Annotated in this window: 8 protein-coding genes; 6 read left to right on the plus strand and 2 right to left on the minus strand. The window is 38.3% G+C overall.

From position 1 onward, the window contains the following. Window positions 1-177 precede the first annotated feature (177 nt). On the plus strand, window positions 178-1,554 hold the full coding sequence (locus ACN9MR_RS26680; RefSeq protein ID WP_426327462.1) for an MFS transporter: 1,377 nt from the start codon (window positions 178-180) through the stop codon (window positions 1,552-1,554). Between the two features lie 136 nt (window positions 1,555-1,690). Beyond that, window positions 1,691-3,574, plus strand: a complete 1,884-nt coding sequence (locus ACN9MR_RS26685; protein ID WP_426327463.1) for an alpha-amylase family glycosyl hydrolase — start codon at window positions 1,691-1,693, stop codon at window positions 3,572-3,574. A gap of 49 nt (window positions 3,575-3,623) precedes the next feature. On the opposite strand, the gene ACN9MR_RS26690 is transcribed toward ACN9MR_RS26685, so the two are convergent. Together ACN9MR_RS26690 and ACN9MR_RS26695 are read right to left on the minus strand one after the other, a co-directional pair. After that, entirely contained in the window at window positions 3,624-4,229 is a 606-nt protein-coding gene (locus ACN9MR_RS26690; protein WP_426327464.1) for a hypothetical protein, read from the minus strand. Between the two features lies 1 nt (window position 4,230). Next, window positions 4,231-4,731, minus strand: a complete 501-nt coding sequence (locus ACN9MR_RS26695; protein WP_426327465.1) for an RNA polymerase sigma factor — start codon at window positions 4,729-4,731, stop codon at window positions 4,231-4,233. Window positions 4,732-4,886: 155 nt separating this feature from the next. Between ACN9MR_RS26695 and ACN9MR_RS26700 the strand changes: the two genes are divergently transcribed. From ACN9MR_RS26700 to ACN9MR_RS26715, 4 genes are all read left to right on the plus strand, one after another. Continuing rightward, complete coding sequence (locus tag ACN9MR_RS26700; protein ID WP_426327466.1) at window positions 4,887-5,441, plus strand: RNA polymerase sigma factor; 555 nt, start codon at window positions 4,887-4,889, stop codon at window positions 5,439-5,441. 962 nt (window positions 5,442-6,403) lie between these two features. After that, window positions 6,404-7,471, plus strand: a complete 1,068-nt coding sequence (locus tag ACN9MR_RS26705; protein WP_426327467.1) for a FecR family protein — start codon at window positions 6,404-6,406, stop codon at window positions 7,469-7,471. A 188-nt stretch (window positions 7,472-7,659) separates the two neighbouring features. Next, window positions 7,660-10,938: a SusC/RagA family TonB-linked outer membrane protein gene (locus ACN9MR_RS26710; RefSeq protein WP_426327468.1), complete on the plus strand. Its 3,279-nt coding sequence runs from the start codon at window positions 7,660-7,662 to the stop codon at window positions 10,936-10,938. 18 nt (window positions 10,939-10,956) lie between these two features. Further along, window positions 10,957-12,552, plus strand: coding sequence for a SusD/RagB family nutrient-binding outer membrane lipoprotein (locus ACN9MR_RS26715; RefSeq protein WP_426327469.1), 1,596 nt, complete (start codon window positions 10,957-10,959; stop codon window positions 12,550-12,552). Window positions 12,553-12,698 lie beyond the last annotated feature (146 nt).

Consider the following 12,698-nt stretch of genomic DNA (forward strand, 5'->3'; position numbering starts at 1 on the left):
AACCACAGAGTACACTAAGGAAAAAGCACAAAGAAACACTGAGGATATCTCTCTGTGTACGCTGTGTTAAAACTCTGCGTTCTCTGTGGTAAAAAATGAGTGCTAGTTAGCGCAGAATTATTAAAGCGATAGAAAATAACGCCATGCGCCACGCGCTTGACGCTTAAACCAAATACAATGAGTTTAAAAACAATATTCGAGAACCCAAAATTAACACTCGCACAGATCATCAACATGAGCGTTGGTTTCTTTGGGATTCAGTTCGGTTGGGACTTACAGCGTGCAAACATGGGCCGTATTTATGAAAACCTGGGTGCCAATCCCGATCAGGTTCCGTTATTGTTTTTAGCCGCGCCCTTAACAGGCTTATTGGTACAGCCGGTTATTGGTTACCTGAGCGACCGTACCTGGCATCCAAAATGGGGTAGAAGAAGACCATATTTTATGATCGGGGCCATTGTGAGTAGCATTGCTTTAATCTTTATGCCGCACAGTTGTGTGCTGTGGATGGCAGCTGGTTTACTTTGGATTCTGGATGTTTTTGGGAATATTGCAATGGAACCTTTTCGTGCTTTTGTTACTGATAAATTGCCCGATAGTCAGGTTAACAGAGGCTTCATCATGCAGAGTATGATGATCGGTTTGGGTGGCAGTGTAGCGTCGGCTTTACCATGGATTATGAACAATGTATTCCATTTAACCAATACCGCCGAACAGGGGAGTATTCCAGAAAACGTAAAATTCTCTTTTTATATCGGCGCTTTTTTCTTCTTTGCTGCTGTATTGTGGACGGTGCTTACCACTAAAGAATATCCTCCGCAGGATGTAGATTTTAAAGAAAAAGTAAAAGAAAGCAATAAAGGTTTTGGGGGTGGTGCAAGGGAAATTTTTCATGCCTTAAGGAATATGCCTAAAAGAATGCAGATTGTTTCGTTGGTTCAGTTTTTTACCTGGCCAGGTTTGTTTTTAATGTGGTTTTATTATACCACAGCCGTTGCTGTAAATGTTTTTGGTGGTAAAGATGCGGCCGATCCGGTTTATGCGCATGGTGCAGATTTTGGAAGTTTAACACTTGCGTACTACAGTGTTATTACTTTTCTTTTCGCACTGGTGCTGCCAAAAATTGCAGATGCATTGGGGAGAAAAACCACACATGCTTTATGCTTAATTTGTGGGGCAATTGGCTTAATCAGTGTAGCCTGGGTGCACGATAAAAATATGCTATATTTATGTATGACAGGGGTTGGTATTGCCTGGGCCAGTATTCTTTCTATGCCATACGCCATGTTAAGTGGATCTTTACCAAAAGATAAAATCGGAATCTACATGGGTATTTTCAACTTTTTTATAGTACTGCCAGAGATTATTGCCTCCTTAGGTTTCGGTTGGTTAATGCGTAACGTACTCAATAACGATAGGCTTTTGGCGGTTCAACTGGGTGGTGGTTTAATGATTCTCGCTGCTATAATCTGTTATGTATTTATCCGCGAACCAAAGAAAACAGACGAAGTCTTGGCTTCTAAACTTGGAGTAGAAGAAAATAGATCAGTTTAAAGTATCTCTACCAACAGAAAATAACCACAGAGTACATAGCGTAAATGCACAGAGGGCACAGAGTTGGTATGAGATATTATCTTCTCCGTGGAAAACTCAGTGTTCTCTGTGGTAAAACCAATAATAATCTAACCAAATGAAAAAAATAATTTATCTATTGCTATTGGCAATAACGCTTAATAGCGCCTGTAAAAAAGCATCTACAGATGTTAGCCTAGAACCAGCACCAACAACCCAAACAGCAGCTTTACCAGCAGGGGCTAAAGATGGGGTGGTGTTTATCAACAACGGAACATCGGCTATTGTAACCCTACATGCGCCAGGCAAAAAATCAGTTTCCCTGATTGGCGAATTTAACGATTGGTCTACAACAACAGCGCCAATGAAAAATACACCTGATGGAAATTATTGGTGGACTCAAGTAGATAATTTAAACCCCAATACAGAATATGCCTATCAGTTTTATGTAGATGGAAACTTAAAAGTTGCCGATCCTTATTGCGAGAAAATACTCGATCCGGATAATGATAAATACATTACTGCAGCAACGTATCCAAATTTAAAAGCTTATCCAACCGGTAAAACTACTGGCATTGTAAGTGTAATGCAGGCTAATCAGCCAACTTATACCTGGAAAAATACCAGTTTTTCCCGTCCGGCTAAAGATAACCTGGTAATTTACGAATTGCTCATCCGCGATTTTACCACTGATCACAATTATGCCTCAACATTGGCCAAACTTGATTATTTAATTGGGTTGGGCATAAACGCCATTGAGTTAATGCCAGTAAACGAATTCGAAGGAAATTTAAGCTGGGGCTACAATCCTTCGTTTTATTTTGCCCCCGACAAATATTATGGTACCAAAACAGCTTTGCAGAATTTTATCGATGAATGCCATGGTCGTGGTATTGCTGTGGTTTTAGATATGGTGCTGAACCATTCTTTCGGTCAATCGCCTATGGTGCAATTGTATTTTGATGGGGTTAAACCAACCAGTACTAGTCCATGGTTTAATATTGATGCCAAACATCCATTTAATGTGGGTTATGATTTTAACCACGAAAGTTTGGCTACTAAAAAGTTTTCTAAAGATGTGATGAAATTCTGGATGCAGCAATATAAAATTGATGGTTTCCGTTTCGATCTTTCAAAAGGTTTCACCCAAAAGCAATCTACTGATGATGCACAGTTCAGGTTGTACGATGCCAGCCGCATTGCCATTTGGAAAGATTATAACAGTTATATTAAAAGTATAGATCCTAATTTTTATGTGATTTTAGAACATTTTACAGAAGAATCAGAAGAAAAGGTATTGGCCGATGATGGCATGATGCTTTGGAATAACCTGAACCATGATATGAACGAAGCCACAATGGGCTGGTTAGGTGGCTCTAATTTTCAATGGGGCTTTTATACCAATCATGGTTTTGCCAGGTCTGAGAATTTGGTTGGTTATGGCGAAAGTCATGATGAGGAAAGATTGAACTTTAAAAACATCACTTATGGTAATGCATCTGGAAGTTATGTAATTAAAGGAAACCTGGCTACATCGCTAAAAAGAGAAGAACTTGTCGCTGCTTTTTTATTCAGCATTCCCGGCCCAAAAATGATTTGGCAGTTTGGAGAATTGGGTTACGACATCAGCATCGATTTTAATGGAAGAACGGGAGAAAAACCGATTAAATGGGATTATTATACCGATCCAAACCGTAAAACACTATATGATGCCTATGCTAAATTTATCAGGTTGAAAAAGAACAACAGTATTTTTAATTCCACAAACTCAAGCTATAACCTTGCTGGTGGAATTAAATATATTAAGTTAACTGAAGCTGCGAATACGGTTATAGTGATTGGTAATTTCGATGTGGTGAGCCAGTCGGCCAATATCGATTTTGGTTCGTCAGGAACTTGGGTGGATGCAGTTGGAAACAGCGTTAACCTTTCAACCAGTGCTTATACGCAAACATTGGCCCCTGGTGAATATCATATTTTTAGTAAAACGGCTTTAAAATAATTTATTTATAGACCTCGCAGGTTTTAAAACCTGCGAGGTCTATACTAAACTACTCCATCTCTGCCAGTAATCCTTTTAGCTGGTTTAGGTATTTCCCGAAATATAAATTAAAAGTATATCTGCTCAAAAAGTAATGTATTCCAATTACACCTGCATATATCAAGAAACGTAAAGGCAGTATAATGGATTTAATAATTTCAAATTCGGGTATCAAATTAATCCTGTTATTTTGAATTAATAGTTCTGTTACAACAATTAGGATCAAGATTAACACCCTTGTAACATTAAGGTAAATATTATTGTTGCTAATCAACTGCCTTACTTTTCTTTGAATGTCGTTTTTTACCGAGCCATTTTTTTCTTCTAGATTATTGATTAGTTTGAGATTTAAATAATAGTATATTGAAGTTAATGGCAGCACAATAAATGCCATCCAAACCAATAAATTATGTTTCATGTCCGGTATAATGGAGGTCATCACAACCAGAAAGGCAAAAAGTAACGGTAAAATTAAAACCTGCCTTCTGGATGCCCTTTTTAGATCGGACAAAGGAGATTCCATTTCTTTTTTTATTGTAGATACGATATCAAATTCATTGCGGCTTAAATCAACCGAGATACTGTTCCAGCTATTTTTAAAGTGATCTAGTTCCATTTTATTTGTTGTTGGTAAAGGTTCTTAATTTGTCTTTTATGCGGTTCATTTTTACTCGGAGTGTAGCGTTGCTAATGCCTAAAATTTCTTCCATTTCATCGTAAGATTTATCTTCGAGGTACAGCATCACGATCGATTTCTCAACATCGTTCAATTGCTGGATGGCGGCATACATCTGTTGATGCTGTTCTTCCTTCAGTCCGATGTCTTCTTCATAGGGGATCTGGATGCTCTGCAGTTCTACATCGCTAGTTTGAATGTTGCGTTTCTGTTTGCGGAAATTGGTAAGTGCAGTATTGATGGCGATGCGGTACAGCCAGGTACTAAATTTAGCCTCGCCCCTAAATTTTGGATACGATTTCCAAAGCTGTATGATAATGTCTTGGTACAGATCCTGGATATCTTCGTGGTTATTTGCATACATCCGGCAAACTTTATAAATCAAAAGTTTATAATCTTTTAATTGTGTTTCGAATGTTATTTCTAAATCTGTCTTTTTCAAAATCTAATTTTTGATTGATAAGTATATCATTTCGAAAAAATGTTACGGTCATGAAAAATTTTATGCAAATACACAGAGAAATTTATATTGCTCAAAATCAGTACCTAATAATCTTGTTGTTTTTAGTTAATATTGTGATAACAACTAACAATTTAATGGAGAACAAATTAGCGCATCACTTATTATGGGAACGGTTACGGGTTGGCGATAAAGATGCGTTTTTTGACCTCTATTCGGCACTTTATTACCCGCTCGTAAATTTCGGGATCAGGGTGTGTGCCGACGCTGATACTGCTAGTGAAGCTACCGATCTTGTTTTTACCACCATTTGGGAGAAACACGAAAGCCTAACACGTGTTGATAATGTTGAAGCCTATCTGCGTACCTTCCTTAAGCGCAAACTGCTCAGGATATTAGAAAGAAAGCGCAAAATTAACGATGCACTCTTTAATGCAGGAGCCGATGGCGATTGGATGGAAATGAGTTACGAAGAGTTTATTGTTAAGGTGCAAAGCGATGAACTGGTGCAACATCAGCTCAAAAATGCTTTAGAAAAATTAACGTTTCGCCAAAAACAGCTTATTCATTTAAAGTTTTTTGAGGGACTAAGTTATGAACAGATTGCGGAGCAGAGCAATCAGACTATTAAAACGGCCTATAATACCATTTACGATGCGCTTAAAATCCTGAGAAAGGAATTTAATGCATAAATCTTCGCGTTTCGTCATCTCGATCCGATAGCTATCGGATGCAGCGCAGCGGAATAGAGAGATCTTTTACGGCCACTTAACCCATCTTAAATTTTCGAAAGCCTTCCATTCGCAATTTCAGCCAGCTTGATGGTTTTTTTTATTTGGAAAACGAACATTTCTGTCTCCGTGGGTACTGTAGCCCCGCCATCGCTTGTAGTCCTCCTTCCGCTACGCTTTACTGTGGGCTACCCGCTCTGTCGGGTTTATTTAACAACGGCCTGCCCCTGCAAATTGTATAAAAACTTACAGTTTCACCTGTCTTGCAAGTTAAACTTTATAAACTTTGGAATTAAGCGCCGCATACGCGTTAGCGATAGTAGCGGCATCCTTTTGGTGTCATCCTGAGCTCGTTAGATGATAACCAACTTAAACTTCTGAAGTCTTTCTATTCTCATAGTCTGCCAGTTTGGGATAGTTGGTTTTATATTTTGAAAACGAACATTCCTGTCTCCGTAGGTGCTGTAGCTCCGTTATGCACTCCAATCTTTTATTGCATATAAACATTATAGTTAAATATTTTTTAAGCAATAAAAAGGATTTTCGTTACTACCGGATTTAAGAATAGAAAGCTTTATGCTCCTAATACCTGTTCTGCACCTGCATTCCCAAATAGTAATACAGGCTGCGCCACCTAAACCTGACAGCAGCGGGCACCGAACGTAGAGAGGTAAAGCGAATGGCAGGACTATCGTTCCCCATTGCTTCTGCAATTGCTTTCCCCCCAGAAAAAACTTGAATTATTTAAGTAGAAAAAATATTTGCCCGAGCCTTTATAAACTTTTAAAATACTATTCCTGCAAATTAAATTTCTTCATTTAATCTACTTTCAGCGCACATATTTTGCCATGTTAAAAAAAAGTTAAAATTTCCTTAGGAAAAAATAAAGTTTTTGGGCACTGATATATAAAAGGCAAATTAGAATGGTTGATAGAAGTAAATTCAATACAGAAGATTTTCTTGTCGATAGCACTTTTCAGCAGTATTGTGCTGGAACCGATAAGCTTTGTATTGGATATTGGGAGAAGTACATTAATGCCCACCCCGAGCAGGCTGCAGTAATTGCAGAAGCAAAAAAACTTTATGTGATATTGAGCGGGAATAAACGCCCATTGAATAAACAGACAGAAAGTTTAAAGGAAAGTATGTTTTCGGAAGAAAAAGTAGTTAAACTGAACCGTTATTTATGGCTTAAAATTGCAGCAGCATTAGTTTTAGTGATTGGCTCAGTATTGGTTTATAACACATACTTTAAATACAACAATACGAAAAATGCTTTACAAGAGGTTTATACTTTTACCACAAAAAGTGGTGAGCGTAAAAAAATTAAACTTCAGGATGGAACGTCGGTGCTATTAAACGCAAAAAGTTCTTTATCAGTAACCAAAGGTTTTAACGATCAATGCAGGGAGGTGACCTTAACAGGCGAGGCTTTTTTCGATGTAGCCCACGATAAAAATAAACCTTTTAAAGTACACACAGCTGATTTTAACATCAATGTACTGGGTACTGCTTTTAATGTGAAAGCATACCCAGATGAAACAACATCAGAGGCAACTTTAATCCGTGGCTTAATTACCATGGAAGCTGTAAATGGAAATGGCGGAACCATTACTTTAAAACCAAGTCAGAAGGTTACTTTTTACAAGAGCGTTGCTCCGCAACAAAAAAGTAAATTGCTTAAACCTACAGCCTTACAGCCCGAAATTACCATTAACCATTATACAAAGATTAAAGACAGCACCATTGTAGAAACCGCGTGGACACAGAACCGGATTGAAATATACGATCAGGATTTTGATGAGATTAAGAATGTTTTGGAAAAATGGTACAATGTAGAAATCAAATTTACAGATCCTTCAATAGAAAAATACCGCTTCACAGCAACAATAACAAATGAGAGTATCGAACAGGTTTTACAAGCTTTAAAAGACACTGAAAATAATTTTAAATATGAGATAAAAGGAAAACAGGTAACCATCTCGAAATAGAAAGAAAAAAAGGACGGTGTTGGAGCACCGCCCTCATAAATTTCTCTTTTGATTAATTAATGGCAGTTTATGCGCAAACAGATTGCTGCCAAGAACTTATGCAACCAAAAAAAAACAAAAATATGATTTATTATTACTTACTGCAAGGGCGCCCAAAATATAAAGCGCTTCTAAAATTCATTATGCTAATGAAACTAGCCTGTATTATGGTTTTCATTACCTGTCTTAATGTTTCGGCATCGGTTTTTTCTCAGGAAAAAATTTCTTTAGATGTTAAGAAAACAAAGTTAGCCAAGGTATTACAGATTATTGAGCAGCAAAGCAGTTACCATTTTGTTTACAGCTCTTCTTACGTTCCGGTAAATAAGGATGTAAGCATTACTGTAACCAATACTTTGGTTACTGATGTATTGGCAGCCATTTTAAACAGAACGAACCTGAAATATTCTGTTTCGGCTGGTGGCTTGATCGTAATTAGCAAAAATAAAGAAGTCCCGATTTCAGGAACAGTTAAAGATGCCCTTGGAGGGGTTTTACCAGGCGCAAGTGTTAGGGTTAAAGGAACAGGCATTGGTACTTCTACCGATGTGAACGGTAAATTTGCATTAAATGCGCCCGAAAACGCCGTTTTAGTAGTTTCTTATGCAGGTTTTCAGACGAAAGAAATTTCAATTGGATCGCAAACCAGTATCGCAATTGTATTGTCAGAAGATACCAAACAGCTTACTGATGTGGTGGTTACGGCTTTGGGCATCAAAAAAGAAAGAAGAGCCTTAGGTTATTCGGTTACGCAAGTAAGTGGTGAAACGCTAACTCAAGCGAGGGAAAATAATGTGGCCAACTCTTTGGTTGGTAAAGTGGCTGGTCTGGATATTAGTTCTACATCTGGTGGTGCGGGAGCAGCAACCAGTGTAACCATCCGCGGTGTTTCTAGCTTAAGTCAAACTAATCAACCCTTATATGTAATTAATGGCGTACCTATGGAGAATAAACCAGTAGGTTTAAATAATCTCAATGGCAATGGTAACTCAGGTGGTCAATACGATAATGCTCCAGATTTGGGAGATGCTGTTGGTAACCTAAATCCTGATGATATTGAAAGTATTTCAGTGCTGAAAGGTGCAGCAGCATCGGCATTGTATGGTTATCGTGCAAAAGCAGGTGTAATTTTAATTACCACAAAAAGTGGAAAGGGAAACAGCATAGAATTTAATAGTAATTATGTAGCAGAACAGGTTATGGACAGAACCAACTGGCAATATGTCTATGGACAAGGTGCCAATGGTGTAAAACCCGCTGATGCCGCTGCAGCGGCACAAGTAGGCGGTTCCAGTTGGGGAGCAAAATTAGATGGATCTAATGTAGTCCAGTTTGACGGTGTTTCCAGACCTTATACCGCACAGAAAAACAACATCGAAGATTTTTATCGTACTGGAGGTACGTGGTCTAACACTTTGGCATTGAACAAAAGTTTTGATGGTGGTACCATCCGCTTATCAGCTAACGATGTTCATAATAATTCGGTAGTTCCAAACTCAGGCTTAAACAGACAGTCTTTTAATTTTACAGGCACTTTTAATCCGGTTAAACGCTTAACTATCGATGCCCGCATGAATTACATTTTAGAGCAGGCGAAAAACAGGCCAATGGTTTCTGACGGTGCAGGTAATGCCAATTACAATGTTGCTTTTTTACCAACAAGTGTAAGTGTAAATGATCTTAAGCCATGGAAAGATGCGAATGGTAATGAGATCCAATACAATAAAGGTAATGCTTATGCAACCAATCCCTGGTTCGCTGCAAACGAGTTTATAAACGATACCAAACGCGATCGTTTAATCAGTTCGTTTAGTGCTAAATATACTTTTGATAATGGGCTGTTCTTACAGGGGCGTGCCGGACGTGACGCCTATACCGATAGCTATAAAAATGTGGTGCCATCAGGTACCGCTTATTATGCACCCGGTAAAATTGTAGAACAGGCTACTAAGTTTGCGGATGTGAATGTGGATGTTTTGGTAGGCAAACCTTTTAAAATAGATGAAGATTTTGCCATTACGCCGAATGTTGGGGCCAGTTACCGTAGAACAAATGTAAATCAGACAACAAACAGTGGTGCAGATTTTGCCGTTTTCGGTGTTTATAATATTCTAAATGCCAAGAATAAATCTGTAGCCTATGTAGCATCTGTAGCTGAAACCCAGTCTGTATACGGTACTTTAGAACTTGCCTATAAAGACATTTTTTATTTAACAGGAAGTGGTCGTACCGATTGGTTCTCAACGTTAGCAACACCGGGTAAAGACAATAAATTGAGTGTGTTTTACCCATCGGTTAGTGGCTCATTTGTTTTCTCCGAACTTTGGAAACCATCTTTCTTAAGTTTTGGTAAAGTGAGGGCCGGATACGCAGTTGTTGGTCAGGCAACAGATCCTTATCAAACTTTATTAACTTATAGCTTAAGAAGCGAAGTGTTAAATGGTTTGCCATTGGGCACTATTTCTAATGTAAATATTCCAAATTCAGCATTAAAAGCATCAAAAGCAACCGAACTGGAAGTTGGTACCGAAATGCGTTTTTTAGGAGATCGCTTGAACCTCGATCTTACCTGGTATAAAAAAACCTCTAAAGATGAAATCACTTTTGTTACTACATCAACATCAACTGGTTATAGTGGAGCGGTTCTAAACTCTGGTAAGATCGAAAACAAAGGTGTTGAATTACTGTTATCTGGACAGGTTTTAAAAAGCAAGGATTTTGTATGGACATCATCTTTAAACGGATCTTATAACGATAATAAAGTAATTTCTCTTGCTGATGGCGTAACCTCAAATCTTATAGCAACCTCACGTCCAGGTGTTGGCTTTTTACAGAACATCCCAGGCAAAGCAGCTTCTCAGGTAATGGCATACGATTATAAATATGATGCAACAGGAAAAGTCATGCTTGGTGCAAACGGTGCACCTCAACGAGGTGATCTTGTTGCATACGGCTCTGCCTACAATAAGTGGTTTGCCGGTTGGAACAACGAGTTTAATTATAAAGGTGCAACATTATCATTTTTGATTGATGGTAAATGGGGAGGGAAATTATTTTCTGCTACTGATTATTATGGCTATGTGTTTGGTTTACATCAGGCTACACTAGAAAATCGTGAGGCTTTGGGTAATACCGCAGCAACTTACTATCAACTTTCTGCGGATAATGTATCAAATAAATTTGTTCAGGATGCTAGTTTCATAAAGTTCAGGCAGATGACCCTAGGTTATAACTTTCCAGCCAAAATGTTCAATAACAAGATACATGGGTTAAACGTAAGCCTTGTCGGTCGAAATTTATTTATTCTGATGAAAAAGACGGATAACATTGACCCCGAATCCAGTTACAATGCTACTTTTCCGGGATTGGAACTAGGTGGTGTGCCGCCGGTTAGAACATTTGGCGTAAACCTTAGTGTGAAGCTTTAATTTTAAACAGAAAGAACAATGAAAACTAACATATTAAAAAAATATAGCCTGTTACTTTGTATCGGCATGTTAATAATCTCTGGTTGCACCAAAGATTTCGAAGATATCAATACCAACCCTTCTGCATATGGGGCGGCTACTTTCGATCCTAATTTTACCTTAACTACCGCTCAGCTTACCTACACTGGAAGCATCGATTTCGCTTATGACACCTGGAGAGGGAATTTGATTTATTCATCTACTATGATGCAGGGGCTTTCTACTGTTATAAGCTATTGGGCAGGAGATAAGTATCTGCTTAATGAAGGTTATACTGCAGCTTATTGGGGCAGTACATCTGTTGGTGCTTATGTAGAACAGGTTAAACCTATTGTTGATATTGTTGAATTTACAAAAGGATCTTCTAAGTATAATAATGTACGCCAGGTTGCACGTTTATGGAAAGCTTTAATTTTTGAGCGTATTACAGATCTGTATGGTGATGTACCTTATTCGGAAGCAGGACAAGGTTATTATACCGGTAATTTAGCACCTAAATATGATAAACAACAGGCAATTTATATCGATTTATTAAAAGAGGTAGAAGAAGCAACTAATGCATTGGATGTTAATGGTGATAAGGTTACTGGAGATGCTATTTACAAAGGAGATATCAATAAATGGAAAAGATTCGGTAACACTTTATTATTGCGTATAGCTATGCGCTTAACCAAAGTAGATGAAAATACAGCTAAAACCTATGCGCAAAAGGTAATTGGTAAAACCATGACCAGTAATGATGATAATGCCTTCGTTAAACACGATGTATCAGGTGCAAGGGTTACTCAGAACCGCAACAGTCAGGTATTGGCTGGCGACGGCGGACAAGAAAATTATTATGTTAAGTGGTCACAAAATTTTATTAACAAATTAAAATCAGCGAACGATCCACGTTTAGGAAAGGTTGCTGTCACAGGACTTTTCCTTGATGAAAATACCAAGACGCAAAATCCTAATTACAGCTCCGATCCAGTTGTTCAAAAAGGAATGCCTAATGGGAAAGATTTAAGTGGTATTGCTGGTAGAGATGTTAGGCAAGATGCTTCTTATACAACTTTCCCTGCTTATTCATCACCTAACCCAGCAATGATTAAGAAGGATGGTATCACTTTTATCCTAACCTATGCCGAAAGTGAATTATTATTGGCAGAAGCTGCACAAAGATGGGCAATTGGTGGATCAGCCGCGGCCCACTACGCCAATGGTTTATCTGCTGGTATCACTTTCTTATCTCAATACGATGCCAGTCTGGCAATATCAAGCACAGTAGCCGATACTTATGCGACCGCTAATCCGTACATCGCAGCTAATGGTTTGGAAATGATTAATACCCAATATTGGTTACATACATGCACCATGTTGGATTTTTACGAAACATGGTCTAATTGGCGCAGGTCAGGATTCCCGATTTTAACACCTGTAGTTTATCCGGGAAATGCTACTAACGGAACTATTCCCCGTCGTTTCCCTTATCCAGTAGAGGAAGCAGCTAAAAATGGAGTTAACTACAAGGCCGCTTCTGCAGCTGTACCAGGTGGCGATAACCTTGCAGGTAGAGTTTGGTGGGATAAATAATTTATATCATCCCGGTTTTTTACTAGCCGACATTGCTTATGCAGTGTCGGCTTTTTTGTTCCATTGTTCTATTGCATTTTCATCAAACGTTTGCGCAAAACTTACTTGAGCGTATAAAGAAGTTTAGTTTATCTTTAACTCATAAG

The organism is Pedobacter sp. R-06 (assembly GCF_049913135.1).
Taxonomy (GTDB): Bacteria; Bacteroidota; Bacteroidia; order Sphingobacteriales; family Sphingobacteriaceae; genus Pedobacter.

What these genes read in the sequence shown, in the direction of transcription:
- ACN9MR_RS26700 (WP_426327466.1), top strand. Translation starts at nt 4,887, where the DNA reads ATGGAGAACAAATTAGCGCATCACTTATTATGGGAACGGTTACGGGTT.
- ACN9MR_RS26680 (WP_426327462.1), top strand. Translation starts at nt 178, where the DNA reads ATGAGTTTAAAAACAATATTCGAGAACCCAAAATTAACACTCGCACAG.
- ACN9MR_RS26705 (WP_426327467.1), top strand. Translation starts at nt 6,404, where the DNA reads ATGGTTGATAGAAGTAAATTCAATACAGAAGATTTTCTTGTCGATAGC.
- ACN9MR_RS26710 (WP_426327468.1), top strand. Translation starts at nt 7,660, where the DNA reads ATGAAACTAGCCTGTATTATGGTTTTCATTACCTGTCTTAATGTTTCG.
- ACN9MR_RS26715 (WP_426327469.1), top strand. Translation starts at nt 10,957, where the DNA reads ATGAAAACTAACATATTAAAAAAATATAGCCTGTTACTTTGTATCGGC.
- ACN9MR_RS26685 (WP_426327463.1), top strand. Translation starts at nt 1,691, where the DNA reads ATGAAAAAAATAATTTATCTATTGCTATTGGCAATAACGCTTAATAGC.
- ACN9MR_RS26690 (WP_426327464.1), bottom strand. Translation starts at nt 4,229, where the DNA reads ATGGAACTAGATCACTTTAAAAATAGCTGGAACAGTATCTCGGTTGAT.